Origin of the sequence: Bradyrhizobium sp. SZCCHNR1093, from assembly GCF_032381175.1 — a bacterium.
In the GTDB taxonomy this organism is placed as follows: Bacteria; Pseudomonadota; Alphaproteobacteria; order Rhizobiales; family Xanthobacteraceae; genus Bradyrhizobium.
This window is the reverse complement of the sequence record NZ_JAUHJJ010000003.1, coordinates 1-15852: the sequence shown is the minus strand read 5'-3', so window position 1 is coordinate 15852 and position 15852 is coordinate 1. Positions and strand designations below refer to the sequence as shown.

General features: G+C 66.0%; 10 protein-coding genes. 7 read left to right on the top strand and 3 right to left on the bottom strand.

Going from position 1 to position 15852, the window contains the following annotated elements; all coding sequences use genetic code 11:
• Positions 1–19: 19 nt before the first annotated feature.
• The 3 genes from QX070_RS11190 to QX070_RS11180 all read right to left on the bottom strand — a co-directional run bounded on the left by QX070_RS11190 (position 20) and on the right by QX070_RS11180 (position 4706).
• Positions 20–1351 (bottom strand): PQQ-dependent sugar dehydrogenase, encoded by a 1332-nt coding sequence (locus tag QX070_RS11190; RefSeq protein ID WP_315737120.1) that lies wholly within the window; start codon positions 1349–1351, stop codon positions 20–22.
• A gap of 81 nt (positions 1352–1432) precedes the next feature.
• Positions 1433–3220: a chloride channel protein gene (locus QX070_RS11185; RefSeq protein ID WP_315737118.1), complete on the bottom strand. Its 1788-nt coding sequence runs from the start codon at positions 3218–3220 to the stop codon at positions 1433–1435.
• A 253-nt stretch (positions 3221–3473) separates the two neighbouring features.
• Complete coding sequence (locus QX070_RS11180; protein WP_315737116.1) at positions 3474–4706, bottom strand: acetyl-CoA C-acetyltransferase; 1233 nt, start codon at positions 4704–4706, stop codon at positions 3474–3476.
• 572 nt (positions 4707–5278) lie between these two features.
• Between QX070_RS11180 and QX070_RS11175 the strand changes: the two genes are divergently transcribed.
• The 7 genes from QX070_RS11175 to QX070_RS11145 all read left to right on the top strand — a co-directional run.
• Entirely contained in the window at positions 5279–6250 is a 972-nt protein-coding gene (locus tag QX070_RS11175; protein WP_315737114.1) for an amidohydrolase family protein, read from the top strand.
• Between the two features lie 46 nt (positions 6251–6296).
• Positions 6297–7616, top strand: a complete 1320-nt coding sequence (gene dctA, locus QX070_RS11170; RefSeq protein ID WP_315737112.1) for a C4-dicarboxylate transporter DctA — start codon at positions 6297–6299, stop codon at positions 7614–7616.
• A 116-nt stretch (positions 7617–7732) separates the two neighbouring features.
• The gene (locus QX070_RS11165) at positions 7733–8446 is read left to right on the top strand and encodes an ABC transporter substrate-binding protein (protein WP_315737110.1); all 714 of its coding nucleotides are present in this window, start codon (positions 7733–7735) and stop codon (positions 8444–8446) included.
• Positions 8447–8923: 477 nt separating this feature from the next.
• Positions 8924–9844, top strand: coding sequence for a PepSY-associated TM helix domain-containing protein (locus QX070_RS11160; protein ID WP_315737108.1), 921 nt, complete (start codon positions 8924–8926; stop codon positions 9842–9844).
• Positions 9845–10244: 400 nt separating this feature from the next.
• Entirely contained in the window at positions 10245–11765 is a 1521-nt protein-coding gene (locus tag QX070_RS11155) for an efflux transporter outer membrane subunit (RefSeq protein ID WP_315737107.1), read from the top strand.
• The gene (locus QX070_RS11150; protein WP_315737106.1) at positions 11765–12880 is read left to right on the top strand and encodes an efflux RND transporter periplasmic adaptor subunit; all 1116 of its coding nucleotides are present in this window, start codon (positions 11765–11767) and stop codon (positions 12878–12880) included. Before QX070_RS11155 ends, QX070_RS11150 begins: the two co-directional genes overlap by 1 nt.
• Positions 12881–12913: 33 nt before the next feature.
• Positions 12914–15852, top strand: a 2939-nt coding sequence (locus QX070_RS11145) for an efflux RND transporter permease subunit (protein WP_315737104.1), incomplete at its 3' end; no start/stop codon positions are given.

Below are 15852 nucleotides of genomic sequence, written 5' to 3'. Positions count from 1 at the left end.
ACAGGTGGTGGTGCGGCGCTCAGCGGCTCACGCGCCAGATCGTGCCATTGCCGTCCTCGGAAATGAGAAGGCTGCCGTCGCGCGCCACGGTGACGCCGACCGGCCGACCCCAGATCTCGCGGTCATTGAGGACGAAGCCGGTGACGAAATCCTCGTATTCGCCGGTGGGCACGCCGTCCTTGAGCCTGACCCGGATCACCTTGTAGCCGGTGCGCTTGGAGCGGTTCCACGAGCCGTGCTCGGCCGCGAAGGCGTCGCCGTGATAGTCCGGCGGGAACAGATTTTCGTCGTAGAACGTCAGACCGAGCGAGGCCGAATGCGGCTGCAGCAGCACGTCGGGCACAGTGATCCTGCCCTTGAGGTCCGGGCGCTCGCCGGCATGGCGCGGGTCGGGGTTGTCGCCGATGTAGTACCAGGGCCAGCCATAGAAGCCGCCCTCCTTCACCCGCGTGACGTAGTCCGGCACCAGATCGTCGCCGAGCCCGTCGCGTTCGTTGGTCGAGCACCACGGCGTTCCGGTCGCGGGCTGGATGGCGAGGCCGACGCAGTTGCGGATGCCGGTGGCGAACAGGCTGCGGTTGTTGCCGTCGGGATCGAACGCGAGCACGCCGGCGCGATCGGTCTCCCCGCCCCAGGCCGCGCCGAGCGGATGCGCCTTGATCCAGGCACTGATTCCGCCGGCAGGCTCTCCCAGCGCCTCGCCGACATTGCCGACGGAGCCGACCGACACCAGCATGCGCTTGTCGTCCCTGGTGAAGACAACATCGCGGGTCGAATGGCCGTAGCCGGCCGGCAGATCGGGCACGACGACCTGCAGCGGCCCATGCGCCTTCATGTCGCCGGCACGATAGGGAAAGCGCATGACGCGCTCGGTGCTCGCGACATAGACCCATTGCGGATCGGCACTCGGATAGAACGCAATGCCGAAGGGATGGCCGAGCCGGCCGGCGAAGATCTCGCTCGACGCGACCTTGCTGCCGTCCTCGCTTGGGCGCAGCACGCGGACGCGTCCTGCCCGGGTCTCGGCGACGAAGATGTCACCATTCGGCGCGGTGCGGATGATGCGCGGCCCGCTCAGCCCCTCGGCGAACAGCGCGATCTTGAAACCGTCGATGACCTTCGGCACGGCGGAGGCCGGTCGTTGCACCACGCGGGAGACGTTGGCTGCGGACGCCGTCGCACCCGGTTTGGGCAGGTCTTCGGGACGGATCAGCCTGATCGTGCCCGGTGCATCGCCCTGCCAGCTGCCGAACGCGTCCTTGCCTTTGAGCACCGCGGGCTGTGCTGTCGCCGCAGCCGTCACCAGCGCGCTCAAGGCGGCCACGATAGCCGTGCTCATCCGTCTCGTCATGCAGTCCTCACGCGTCTCGATCGGCCGTCAGCCTGCCCTGGTGCCGGCCCAGGGATCACGCGCCGCGGCGATGGGACGCGGTCACGACAGCGCCCCGAGCACGCCGCGCGTCGCCTGGTCGATCTCCTCGACATAGCGGCGGCGCGCGAAGGACTCGGTCAGGAAGCCGATCACCTTGCGGCTGTTCTCCGACTCCAGCACGGCCAGCACCTCGGCGCCGGAATCGTCGAAGATCTTCATCGCCGTCTTGACGTTCATTTCGGGCAACAGCGCGACATCGAAATATTTCGCGAGCTCGACCACCTGGATCTCGTCGGCAATGGAATCCAATTCGCCCGAGAACAAATCGGGCAAGGAGACCAGCCCGCAATAATCGTCGCTGTTGTTCACCACCACCACGGCCTGGCGCGTGCCCAGCGCGAACTCGCGCCGGCAGGCCGCGATGCTCGTCGTGGTCGGCACCTTCCCGACGTCGGAGCGCATCAGCCGCTCGACCGTGAGGTTGCGCAGCCAGCCGACATCGTTGGCGCTGCGGATGGTCTCGCCGCGCAGATGCAGGCGCCAGGTCGAGAACGAGTGGCCGAACAGGACGCGGACGCACACCGAGGTCACGATGCAGGCGGCCAGCACAACGGCGGTGACGTCGACGCTGCGGGTCATTTCCAGCACCAGGAACGACATCGTCAGCGGTCCGCCGACGATGGCGACACCGAGCGTCGCCATGCCGGTAAGCATCGCCACCAGCGGGTCGATCGCGAGCCCGAGGCCGGCCAGCGCGAGCAGGCCCGCAAACAGCTTGCCGAGCAGACTGCCGACGAACAGCGAGGCGAAGAACAGACCGCCGCGGAAGCCCGAGGCCAGCGAGATCAGGCAGGCGGCGAGCTTGAGCACGATGATGGTGGCGATCATGCCGACCGCCATCTCGCGATGCAGGTCGAGCAGCATTGCGCCGTGGCCTGCCGCCAGCACCTGCGGCGTCACGATCGCCATGGCGCCGACACAGACCCCGCCGATCACCGGGCGCAGCCACACCGGAATGCGGACGAACAGCCGCTCGACCGTCGGCGAGGCACGCATCACCACGATGCCGATGCCGGCGACGAGGAGCGCCAGCACGAACAGCGCGATGTATTGCTCGAAGCCGACCGCGCCGACCTTGGCGACCTCCAGCGAATACGGCGCGCCGGCGAGATATTGCGAGGTCAGCGCACCCGCCAGCGAGGCCGCCAGGATCGGCGCCGCGCTGCCGACGGAGTAGACGCCGACGATCAGCTCACAGGCATAGAACGCCCCCGTGATCGGCGCGCCGAAGGCGGCCGCAATGGCGGCGGCCGCACCGCAGCCGAGAATGAGGCGCATATCGTTGCGGCGGAGCGTGAGATACTGCCCAAGCAGCGAGGCGACGCCGGCGCCGATCTGGGTGTAGCCGGCCTCGAGCCCGACCGACGCGCCGGAGCCGTTGGAGACCAGGGTCTGGCCGCTCACCACGATGCTGTCGCGCATCGACAGCCGTCCGCCGCGCAGCGCATTGGCCTCGACGGGGTCGACCGCGGCCGCGATCTTCCAGCGCCGCCGCAGCCATTCCATGATGCCGAGCGCAAGGCCGCCGCAGGCGGGCGCGATCAGGGCGACCACCGGGTTGACCCAGGTATGAGCGCTGAGCCGGACATCGATCGGGATGCCGTAAATGACCACATGCGCGACTTGCGCGATCAGGCTCATCACCGTCACGATCGCACCCGTCGCAACGCCGATCACCAGGGCCAACGGTATCAGGTAGAACTCATTGCTGCGCAGCAGTGCCCGCAGCCGCGTGACCACCCGGTTCGAAGCTTTGCGATCGATGATATGCGACAGCGTCGACAGCACGGAGAGCCGTTTCTTCTAAGATGAGGCCTCGCCGTGGCAATAACCCGTCGCAATTAGCGGAACAAGCGCGAATTCCTTTCCGGTCGAAACGTGGTTGACTGGTCCGGAAAGTGGAACCGCCACGGCTCGCGCGATCCTACGCCCCAACCGCGCGGCACCGCCGAGGTCACAAGCGGCCCAGGTGCAAAACGACGGCGCCCGCCACGGGAGACTCCGCAGCGGGCGCGCACCTCAGATCGAGGAGATGTACCGTTCAGACCCGCTCGATGATGATCGCGGGTGCCATGCCGCCGGCCGCGCACATCGTGACCAGGCCGCGCTTGAGATCGCGCCGCTCGAGCTCGTCGAGCAGCGTCCCGATCAGGATGGAACCGGTGGCGCCGATCGGATGTCCCAGCGCGATCGAGCCGCCGTTCACATTGACCTTGGCGCGGTCGAGCTCGAGGTCGCGGATGTACTTCTCGGCGACGACGGCGAACGCCTCGTTGATCTCGAACAGGTCGATGTCATCAAGCTTGAGCCCGGCCTTGGCCAGCACCTTGCGCGTCGCCGGCACCGGGGCGTTCAGCATCAGGGTCGGGTCATCGCCCATATTGGCCATCGCCACGACGCGTGCCCGCGGCTTCAGGCCATGGGCCTTGGCATAGGACGGCGACGCCAGCAGGATCGCCGCCGCACCGTCGACGACGCCGGAGGAATTGCCGGCGTGATGCATGAAATCGATCTCGAGGCCGGGATAGCGCTGCAGGATCAGGTTGCGATAGGTCGTGCCCTTCTCGTCCAGCGCGTAGTCGGCGATCGCCGGAAACGCCGGCTTCAGCCCGGCCAGCGCCTCGGCCGTGGTCTGCGGCCGGGGGTATTCCTCGTGGTCGAGCGCGAGGCTGCCGTCCTCGCGATGCACCGGCACCAGGCTCTTCTTGAAATGGCCGGCAGCGATCGCAGCCGCCGCGCGCTTCTGGCTCTCCAGCCCGAGCGCGTCGACGTCGGCGCGGGTGATGCCTTCCATGGTGGCAATGGCGTCGGCACAGACGCCCTGGTGCGACTGCGGATGCAGCGCGCGCAGATGCAGATTGCCGGCGTCCATCATCAGCGGCCCCTCGCCGCGCCGGCCGTCCATCGACATCATCTCGCAGCCGCCGGCGACGACGAGGTCCTCCTGCCCGGCCATGATCGAGCTTGCTGCGATGTTGACGCTGGTGATGCCGGAGCCGCAGAAGCGATCGAGCGTGACGCCCGAGGCGCGGATGTCGTAGCCGGCGTCGAGCGCCGACATGCGGCCGAGATCACCGCTCTGCGGCCCGCGCTGCGACGAGCAGCCCCAGATGACGTCCTCGACGTCGCCGGTGTTGATGCCGGTGCGATCGGCCAGCGCGCGCAGCACGGTGGCGCCGAGATGCTGCGGGTGCAGTCCTGCGAGCGCGCCCTTGCCGGCCTTGCCAATACCGCGCGGCGTTCTGCAGGCATCGATGATGAGCGCGTCGACCATGGTGTTTCCTTTGCCCGATACCGTTGTGAACTGACAGCCGCGCAGCGTCTCGGTGCCCCGCGCGCCCCTCTTTGCTGTCGCATAGCATTGCGCATGCGGTCTCCACAACGGCGCTCGAAGCCGCCGGCGCATGACCAAAACGCACGCCATGGCGTTGACGCAACTCACCTTTCCGTCGCACGAACAATTCCGCGGATCGGCGCGCTCGGGCTGCCTTCTCGCAGACTGGTTGAAGAGCAGCCCATCTCGCCCAGTCGCGCTGCAACGCAGCTCGAACGGAGGGTCTCAGCAACGTTGGCAGTAGGACTGCAGAGCATTGTCCAACCAAGCGAACTGACCGTTCACCCAATGCTTCTTGTCATGCTGCAGAGGCTGCAAGATCCTCGATCAGGAACAACTGGGATCACAGCGGTCCGCCGGCTCCGGATCCGAAGCACGCCATGATCACGACGCCATGTTGAGAGGTCGCCTGATCTCTCCATCGTGGCGTGACGATAGCAAACACGAACGATGCCGGAGCCTGGCAGGCAACGCCTGCCTGTGACCGCGGCCATTCCGAGGAGGACGCTCTGATGTTGAGACGAGATCTGCTGGCCACCATGGCCGGACTGGGAGCGGCGAGCGTGCTCGGCGCTGTCCCTGCGCAACTCTCCGCCGAAGAGGTCAAGATCCCCAGCATCGCCGGCCCGGATCCGGCGACGAAGACCCCGAGCTTCCGGCCGCCGCTCGGCAGCGTCGATACCCACACGCACATCTTCGGGCCGGCCTCGACCTATCCGTTCTCGCCCACCCGCCCCTACACGCCGCCCGATGCGTCACTGGAGATGTTCCGGGCGCTGCACGCCAAAATCGGTGTCGAACGCGCCGTCATCGTCAACGCCACCGTCCATGGCACGGACAATCGCGTCGTCACGGACGCCATCGCGCAGAGCAACGGCAACTACAAAGGCGTCGCCAACATCAACGCGGCGATGTCCGACGCCGACCTCACGGCGCTCGGGAAGGCCGGCATCTGCGCCTGCCGGTTCGCCTTCCTCCGCCGCCTCGGCGGCGTCGGCGACATGAACGTCTTCCGCACCCTGGTGGACCGCGTCGCGGCGATCGGCTGGCACGTCGACATTTATCTCGAGGCCGGGACAATCCAGGAATTCGTGCCGATCCTGAAGGCGCTGCCGGTCACCTATGTGATCGACCACATGGGCACGATCAGCGCCGCCAAGGGCATCGATGACGCCGAGTTCAAGGCGCTGCTCGACCTGCAGGCCAGCGACGGCAAGTGCTGGATCAAGATCACCGGTCCCGAGCGCGCCTCGGCCTCCGGACCACCGTTCCACGACGCCGTGCCGTTCGCCCGGAAACTGATCGAGAATGCGCCCGATCGCGTCATCTGGGGCACGGACTGGCCGCATCCGAACGTCAAGATCATGCCCAATGATGGTGATCTGGTCGATCTGATCCCGCTCTACGCCCCGGATCCGGCCATGCAGCGAAAGCTGCTTGTCAGCAATCCCGAACGGCTGTTCAAGTTCGAGCCCAAGAGCTGAGTCACCGCCAGCTGCAACTTCGAGCCCTTCAGCGACAGGACCGATCATGACTGCCACGACCCTCACCGCCGACAGCAAGGCAGGCGCCCGCCGCGGCTGGTGGAAGGAGCTTTGGGTCCAGGTCATGATCGCGATGGCAGCGGGCATCCTGCTCGGTGCCGTCAAGCCGGATCTCGGCGCCCAGATGCAGCCGCTCGGCGACGCCTTCATCAAGGCGATCCGGATGCTGATCGCGCCGATCATCTTCTGCACGGTGGTCAACGGCATCGCCCACATGGCCGACATGGCCAAGGTCGGCCGCGTCGCGATCAAGGCGCTGATCTATTTCGAGGCGATCACGACGCTGGCGCTGATCATCGGCTTGACCGCGGTGAACCTGTTTCAGCCCGGCGTCGGCATGAACATCGACCCGGCGACCATCAACTCCGCGACCATCGAGCCCTATGTCAAGCAGACCGCTGCGGTCGGCTTCGTGCCGTTCCTGCTCAACATCATCCCGCAGACCTTCGTCGGCGCGTTTGCGGAAGGCAACATCCTGCAGGTGCTGTTCATCTCGGTGATGTGCGGGTTCTCGCTGATCTGGCTCGGCGACCGCGCCAAGGCGGTGACGGATGTGATCGATGTCGGCGGCAAGATGATCTTCGGTGTCGTTCGGATCGTGATGTGGGCGGCCCCGCTCGGCGCCTTCGGCGCCATCGCCTTCACCGTCGGCAAGTTCGGCCTGGGCTCGCTGGCCAAGCTCGGCCTGCTGCTCGGCAGCTTCTATCTCACCTGCCTGATCTTCATCGCCGCCGTGCTCGGCCCCATTGCCGCCCTCACCGGCTTCAGCCTGTGGAAGCTGATCCGCTACATTCGCGATGAGGTGCTGGTCTGCATCGCCACCACGTCATCGGAGACCGTGCTGCCGCGCATGCTGGCGAAGCTCGAAGCCGCCGGATGCGAGCGCGGCATCGTCGGCCTGGTCATCCCCACCGGCTACTCGTTCAATCTCGACGGCACCTGCCTCTACCTCGCCACCGCCGCGGTGTTCCTGGCGCAGGCGACCAACACTCATCTCGACATCAGCCACCAGATCGGGCTGCTGCTGATCCTGCTGGTGACGTCGAAGGGCGCAGCCGGCATCGCCGGCGCCGCTTTCGTCGTGCTGGCCGCGACGCTCGCCGCGACCGGAACGATTCCGGTCGCCAGCGTCGCACTGGTGCTCGGCATTCACCGGTTGATGTCGCAGGGGCTGACGCCGACGAATTTGATCGGCAACGCGGTCGCCACCATCGTCATCGCAAGGTGGGAAAACGCGCTGGACAAGACGCGTCTCCAGCAGGTGCTCGATGGCGAAGCCGGCAGCGAACTGACCGAATCAGTCTGATATCAGCGAGGCGACCGATGGACTGCGCAGCTACCATCCTGAGGCAGGCCGTCATTGTCGCTTTCGTCGCGTGCGCGACGCTCGCTCCGGTTCGAAGCTATTCCGCTGATGTCGACGTGGCACGCACTCTCGCGCCGACCGGACATCTGCGCGCGGGACTCTATCCGGGCACGCCGACATCGATCCTGCCCGACGGGACCGAGAATCCCCGCGGCGTCGGCTACACCATCGGCAAGGAAATGGCGCGCCAGCTCCATGTCGACTACGAGCCGGTCGTGTTCGCCAAGAACGCCGAGGTGCTCGAGGCCGTCAAGACCGGCGCGGTCGACGTCGCCTTCACCAATGCTTCGCCGGCGCGCGCAAAGGAGATGGATTTCGGTCCTGTCTATCTCGAGATCGAGCTTGGGTATCTCGTGCCCGACGGCTCCCCGCTTTCCGACGCCGGCGATGTCGACGCGAGCGGCCGCAAGATCGGCGTCACGACCGGCAGCACGTCGGATGCGACGCTCGGGCGCGAGCTGAAGAACGCGACGCTGGTCCGGGCGCCGACCTTGAAGGATGCGGTCGCCATGCTGACGAGCCGCCAGATCGATGCCTTCGCCACCAACAAGGCGACGCTGTTCGAGATCGCCGAGCAGGTGCCAGGATCGCGCGTGCTCGACGGGCGCTGGGGCGAGGAGCGCCACGCCATCGCGATCCCCAGGGGCCGCGACGCCGGGCTCGACTTCCTGCGCAGCTTCACGGCCGAGATCCAGTCGTCTGGCCTCGTCAGCGCCGCTGCTGAGCGCGCCGGACTGAAGGGCATTGTGTCGCCAGGGAAATCGCCCTGACGCGTCGGCGCGCAGTGCCGCCGGGGATCGCGGTGTTCTCCGCATCGGACAGCGACAGACTGCGGATCAGTGCGACACCGACGTGAGAAGCGAAGCGCATCGCCAAGGGCCTCTCACAATGACGCGCTGAAGTCCGAGATGAGCGCGTCATCCTGAGATGCCGCCGCTATCTCGTTTCAGCCGGTCACCGAGAAACGTCAGTCGTGAATTGACATCATTTGCATAGACACCGATTTGCTTTCGCCGCATTGACGCCGATCAAACGGCGCATGACCTAAAATTAATAGTTATCTCCTTTCGTATGAGTGGTGCGCTCGGCTAATGAAAGCGCAACGGCGGCGGACTGATCTCGCAGCGTCGTCCAGCAAGAAACGATCTGAAACTACGGAGTGAGCGCCTGCGGACAACAGTCACGCCGCGTCGTTCGTGTGTGTGACGATCACTCGACGATCACTTGGCGAATACTTGGAGACGATCATGAACAAGCAGCTTCTGCTCAAACTTCACCGCTGGATCAGCCTCGTCTTCGCGCTGCCGCTGCTTGTCATCATCGTGACCGGACTGATCCTCTCCTTCGAGCCGATGGCGCAGGTCGCTGCCGTCAAGCCGCAGAGCGTCGATCCGGCGCGCGTGATCGCGCTGATCAAGCAGCATGATCCCGACGGCAAGGCACGCGGCCTGTCGATCGATGCGTCCACACAGCACCTCACCTTGCAGGGTACGCCGGGCGCCGAGGTCGACATCACGACCGGCGCCGCGGTCGAGAAGCCCGCGATGGCGAGCGTCTTCCTGTGGGCGCGCAGGACCCACGAGCATCTGATCGGAATCCCCGGCCTCACCTTGATCTCGACCATCGCAATGGTCACCATCATGATCATCGGCATCCTGATGGGACTGCCGCGGCTGCGCAACACGCTGTCCGGCTGGCACAAGGGCACGGCCTGGTTCACGCTGCCTCTGATTCTGCTCAGCCCGCTCACCGGACTCTGTCTCGAGCTCGGCCTGACCTTCGCAGGCAGCGCTCCGCCCACCGCAGCCAAGCGCATCTCGCTGCCTGACGCCGTCAGCATCGTCGCCAGGGACCACGACCTTTCGGCGGTCAACTCGATCGGCAATCGCGGCGGGCGGATGATGGCGAGGATCATCGAGGACGATGAGCTCAGGGCCTATGCTGTGACGTCCGACGGGCTCTCCGCGTTGCCGCGCAACTGGCCGCGCCTGCTGCACGAAGGCAACTGGTCGCTGATCGGCAGCGCGGCCAACGTGCTGATCTCGATCGCGCTGTTCGCACTGCTGATCACAGGCGTGCTGATCTGGGCGCAGCGCCGGCTGCGGCGCCCGAATCGCGCGCGCACCGTGCCGGCAAAGCCGGTGGTCGCATCCTCGATGCCGTCCTGACGCGCGGCGACCGCCCCACGGAGCCGGCTCGACGCTGCGAGCCGGCCTCCAACTCCGTCTCGCGCGCTGCTTCGCCAAAGGCCGGCCCGCGCCGCGCGAGCTCGGCGGCAGACCTTTTTCGATCATTGTGACAAGAACGACGTCGCTGCCCGACCGCTGCGGAAATGGAAGCGGCGCGTTGTCTACTCTCACCTCAAAAATGATGCGCCCGTCCGGTGCAAGCGAGCACCGGCGCCGCGCAGGACGAAGCTGTGCGCATCACCGCCCTGTCATCAACGTGACTTGACTACGTCTGTGCTGCCCCGCATGGTCCGGATAGAAAACGAAACGGTTTAGTTTTATGTCAGATCATGTCCGAATGTTTCCCGCGCGTTTGAGGGGGGTCCCGACAGGCCGCGCGATGTCCGTCCCGCTCGGCCTTTTTGGCTGCAGCGTGCTGCTCGCATCCTGCGCCGTCGGCCCGGACTTCATCTCCCCCGAGGCGCCGGTCGCGACCGGTTACGTCGCCGAGCGACGCCTCGCCGCGACCGCCAGCGCCTCGACGCCGGGCGGCAATGTGCAGAGCTTCGCACCCGGAGGCGATCTGCCCGGCACCTGGTGGGCGCTGTTTCATTCCCGGCAGATCAACGCCTTCGTCGAGGAAGCGATTCGCAACCACCCGGACATCGAAGCCGCGCAATTGGCGCTGCGTGCTGCGCGCGAGAACGCGCTGTCGCAACAGGGCGCGCTGTTTCCGCAGCTGAGCGCGAGCGGATCCGCCGAACGCACCCAGGGCTCCACCACACAGAACGGGCAATGGCCCGGCCAGACCTCGCTCTACACGCTCTATGGCACGTCGGTAAGCGTCAGCTACGCGCTCGATCTGTGGGGCGGCACGCGACGCCAGGTCGAGGCGCTGCAGGCGCAGGCCGACTACCAGGCGTTCAAGCTGGAGGCGACGCATCTCGCGCTGACCGCCAATGTCGTCACCGCCGCGATCAGCGACGCCTCGCTGCGCGATCAGATCGCAGCGACCGAGGAGATCATCAAGGCCGAGACCGACCAGCTTGGCCGGATCCAACACCAGTTTGATGTCGGCGCCATCTCCAAATCCGACGTGCTGGCGCAGGAGGCGACGCTGGCGCAGGCCAAGGCGACCTTGGCGCCGCTGCAGAAGCAACTCGCGCAGCAACGCAATCAACTGATGGCCTATCTCGGCCGGCTGCCGAGCCAGGACCGCGGCGAGCATGTGACCCTCGCGGAGCTGCGGCTGCCGCGCAAGCTGCCGGTGTCACTGCCCTCCTCGCTCGTCCGGCAGCGTCCGGACATCCGGCAGGCCGAGGCTACGTTGCACCAGGCCACAGCGACGGTCGGCGTCGGCGTCGCCAATCTGCTGCCGCAGGTGACGCTGTCGGGCAGCTACGGCGCAAGCGGACCGGGCCGGCTGTTCTCGCCGACGACCATCGTGTGGGATGCGGCCTCGAGCGTCAGCCAGAAGCTGATCGACGGCGGCACGCTGTATCACACCAAGGAGGCTGACGTCGCCACCTTCGAGCAGGACTTGTCGCTCTACAAGAGCACGGTCATCACCGCGTTCCAGAACGTTGCGGATTCGCTGCGCGCCATCCAGTACGACGCCGAGGCGCTGAAGGCCCAGGCCGCCGCCGAGAAGGCCACCGCCGACAGTCTCGCCATGGCGGTCGAGCAGTTCAAGAGCGGCGCGGTGCCCTACGCCAACGTCATCAACGCGCAGCAATCCTATCTCAACGCGCGCGTCTCCCGCATCAAGTCGCAGGCCACGCGCTTCACCGACACCGCGGCGCTGTTCCAGGCGCTCGGCGGCGGCTGGTGGAATCGCCAGGACGAGACCCCGGCGGCGCTGCCCCGCGTCAATCCCGGCTACTTCGCCGGTCCCAATCGCACGACCCAGGAAGCAATGTAATGAAGAAACGCATGACGATCATGCTGGCCGCCATGGCGGTGCTGTTCGGCGGCCTCTACGGCTTTCAGACATTCAAGGGCATCATGATCGCCAAGGCGATCGGCGCCATGGCCAACCCGCCGCAGACGATCTCGACGGTCGTTGCGGCGACCGCACCATGGCGCTCCAACCTCACCGCGGTCGGCTCGCTGCGCGCCGTCAACGGCGCCGATCTGGCGCTGCAGGCCGCAGGCATCGTGCAGGGCATCCAGTTCAATTCGGGCGACACCGTCGAAGCCGGCCAGCAATTGCTGCAGCTGGTCGCGACCGACGACGTCGCCAAGCTGCAGTCGCTGCAGGCGACTGCCGAGAACTATGCCATCGTCGTCAAGCGCGACGAGGAGCAGATCAAGTTCAACGCGGTCAGCCAGGCCACGCTCGACAGCGACCGCGCCAATCTGAAGAACGCGCAGGCCCTGGTGACGCAGCAGAAGGCGATCGTCGAGCAGAAGACCCTGAAGGCGCCCTTCGCCGGCCGGCTCGGCATCCGCGCCGTCGATCTCGGGCAGTATCTCGGCGCCGGCACCACCATTGTCACCCTGCAGAGCCTCGATCCCATCTTCGTCGACTTCTATCTGCCGCAGCAGTCGCTCGCCGACATTCGGATCGGCCAGGACGTCGCCATCACGGTGGATGCCTTCCCATCCGAGCGCTTCACCGGCCAGATCTCGGCGATCAACGCCAAGGTCGATTCCACCAGCCGCAACGTCCAGGTCCGCGCCACCCTGCACAACGAGGCCGCCCGGCTGTTGCCTGGCATGTTCGCCAAGGTCGAGATCGCGACCGGCAGCCCGGAGCAGCTCGTCACGCTGCCGCTGACGGCAATCGTCAGCAACCCCTACGGCGATCTCGTCTACGTCGTCGACGATCTCAAGGACGGCCAGGGCAAGGCGCGGCAGATGTTCGTCAAGAGCAAGCCGGCCAAGGGCGACCGGATCGCGATCACCGACGGCGTCAAGCCGGGCGAGGCGGTCGTGATCGCGGGACAGATCAAGCTGCGCAACGGCAGCCCGGTGAGAGTCGACAACTCACACGTACCGGTCGCGGAAGCCGCGCCGAACGTCGTCGATCAATAATCCGGCCAGCCCGCGCCCACCAGAGTCATCACCATGCGTTTCACAGACATCTTCATCCGCCGGCCGGTGCTGGCGCTCGTGGTCAGCGCCCTCATCCTGGTGCTCGGCCTGCGCTCGATGACGACGCTCGCCATCCTGCAATATCCGCGCACGCAGAACGCCATCGTCACGGTGAGCACGGCCTATGCCGGTGCCGATAGCGACATCATCGCCGGCTTCATCACGACGCCGCTGGAGAACGCGATCGCCCAGGCCAACGGCATCGACTACATGACGTCGACCAGCGTCACCGGCAGCAGCACCATCACCGTGAACCTGCGGCTCAACTACGATTCCGGCAAGGCGATGACCGAGATCAACGCCAAGGTGAACTCGGTGCTCAACCAGCTACCGACCGGCACGCAACAGCCGACCCTGACCTTGAAGGTCGGGCAGACCATCGATTCGATGTATATCGGCTTCGCCAGCGACGTGCTGGCGCCGAACCAGATCACCGACTACCTCACCCGCGTGGTGCAGCCGAAGCTGCAGGCGGTCTCCGGCGTGCAGACCGCCGAATTGCTCGGCGCCAAGAAATTCGCCCTGCGCGCCTGGCTCGACCCCGACAAGCTCGCGGCCTATGGCCTGACCGCGACCGACGTGTCGACGGCACTGTCGGGCAACGACTACATCTCCGGGCTCGGCACCACTAAGGGCCGCCTCGTGCAGGTCGACCTCGCCGCCGCGACAAATCTGCATTCGCTGGAGCAATACCGCAATCTCGTCGTCAAGCAGGTCAATGGCGCCATCATCCGCCTGCGCGATGTCGCCAATGTCACGCTCGGCAATGACGACTACGACAGCGCGACGCGCTTCAACGGCAAGACCGCGGTCTACATCGGCATCCAGGTGGCGCCAACGGCGAACCTGCTCGACGTCATCAACGGCGTGAAGGCTGTTTATCCGGAGCTGCAGCGACAGCTGCCGAACGGCATCACCAGCGAGATCCTGTACGACTCCACCGATTTCGTGAACTCGTCCATCGACGAGGTGATCCATACGCTAGTGGAGGCGATCGGGATCGTAATTGTCGTCGTCTTCATGTTCCTGGGATCGTGGCGCTCGGTGCTGATCCCGGTGATCGCCATTCCGCTGTCGCTGATCGGCACCTTCGGGCTGATGCTGCTGATGGGCTTCTCCATCAACCTGCTGACCTTGCTGGCGCTGGTGCTCGCGATCGGCCTGGTCGTCGACGACGCCATCATCGTGGTGGAAAGCGTCCACCGCCTGATCGACGAGGGCGTGCCGCCGGTCGAGGCCGCGATCCAGTCGGCGCGGGCGCTGGCGAGCCCGATCATCGCGATGACCGTGGTCCTGATCGCGGTCTACGTGCCCGTCGGCTTCCAGGGCGGCCTGACCGGGGCCCTGTTCACTGAGTTCGCCTTCACGCTCGCCGGCGCCGTCACCGTCTCGGCGGTAATCGCGCTGACGCTCTCGCCGATGAACTGCGCCTGGCTGCTGCGCCGGACCGAGCGCGACGCCACCACGTTCGAGACGCGTTTGGTGAGGACGATCGACCATGTGCTCGAACGGCTCGCCCACTTCTATCGCCGCTGGCTCGAAAGCGTGTTCGCGACCAAGCCGGTGGTGGTGGTGTTCGCGCTGCTGCTGCTCGCGATGATTCCCTGGCTCTATGTCAGTTCCACCAGCGAGCTTGCGCCGGACGAGGACCAGGGCATCGTGCTATCGCTGACGAATTCGGCGCCCTCGGCCACGCTCGAGCAGCGCCAGTTTTACGGCCAGCAGCTGTATGGCTTGATCGCCCAGCGCCCGGAGACGCGTACCGTGTTCCAGATCGATACCTCGACACAGGTGATCGGCGGCTGGGTTCTCAAGCCCTGGGATCAGCGCAAGGCGACGACCAAGACCCTGCAGCCGGAATTCCAGCAGCTCCTGAACGGCATCGCCGGCGCCCGCTCGGTGGCGTTCCAGCCCTCGCCGCTGCCGGGCAGCAACGGCCTGCCGGTCCAGTTCGTGATCGGCACCACCGGCGCGTTCGGCGAGCTCAACGACGTGTCGCGCGATTTCATGGCCAAGGCGCTGGCGAGCGGCCGATTCATCTTCCTCGACAGCGATCTGAAGATCGACAAGCCGCAGACCACCGTGGTGTTCGATCGCGACAAGGCCGCCGATCTCGGCCTCAAGATGAGCGATCTCGGCGGCGCGCTCGCGACCATGCTGGGCGGCAATTATCTCGACTATTTCAGCCTGGAGGGCCGCTCCTACAAGGTGATCCCCCAGGTCCGGCAGAACGACCGCCTCACCGACAGTCAGTTGCTCGACTATTCGATCCGCACCAGCGGCAATGCCATGGTGCCGCTGTCGACCGTGGCCCGGCTCGAGCGCAAGACGATCCCCGAGTCGCTCAATCACTTCCAGCAGATCAATGCGGCAACCATCTCCGGCGTGGCGATGCCGGGCATCGCGATGGGCGACGCGCTCGCCACCTTGAAGGAGATCGCGAAGTCGCTGCCATCGGGTTACTCGATCGACTATGGCGGCGCGTCGCGACAGCTCGAACAGGAATCCGGCGGCTTCGTCACCACCTTCGTGTTCGCGCTGATCATCATCTTCCTGGCGCTCGCCGCCTTGTTCAACAGCTTCGTCGATCCGATCATCATCCTGGTGTCGGTGCCGATGTCGCTGGCGGGCGCGCTGATCTTCATCAGCCTCGGCATCGGCGGCGCCAGCATCAACATCTACACCCAGGTCGGCTTGGTCACCCTGATGGGCCTCGTCAGCAAGCACGGCATCCTGATGGTCGAGGTCGCGAACGAGCTGCGCGAACAGGGCAAGGACCGCACCGAGGCGATCATCGCGGCGGCCACCGTCCGCCTGCGTCCGATCCTGATGACCACGGCGGCGATGGTGCTCGGCGTGATCCCGCTGATCACCGCGAGCGGCGCCGGCGCGGTGTCGCGCTTCAACATGGG

Excerpts from the sequence above, each read along its gene's own strand:
- QX070_RS11190 (WP_315737120.1), bottom strand. The coding sequence starts at position 1,351 with ATGACGAGACGGATGAGCACGGCTATCGTGGCCGCCTTGAGCGCGCTG.
- QX070_RS11180 (WP_315737116.1), bottom strand. The coding sequence starts at position 4,706 with ATGGTCGACGCGCTCATCATCGATGCCTGCAGAACGCCGCGCGGTATT.
- QX070_RS11175 (WP_315737114.1), top strand. The coding sequence starts at position 5,279 with ATGTTGAGACGAGATCTGCTGGCCACCATGGCCGGACTGGGAGCGGCG.
- dctA (WP_315737112.1), top strand. The coding sequence starts at position 6,297 with ATGACTGCCACGACCCTCACCGCCGACAGCAAGGCAGGCGCCCGCCGC.
- QX070_RS11160 (WP_315737108.1), top strand. The coding sequence starts at position 8,924 with ATGAACAAGCAGCTTCTGCTCAAACTTCACCGCTGGATCAGCCTCGTC.
- QX070_RS11155 (WP_315737107.1), top strand. The coding sequence starts at position 10,245 with ATGTCCGTCCCGCTCGGCCTTTTTGGCTGCAGCGTGCTGCTCGCATCC.
- QX070_RS11150 (WP_315737106.1), top strand. The coding sequence starts at position 11,765 with ATGAAGAAACGCATGACGATCATGCTGGCCGCCATGGCGGTGCTGTTC.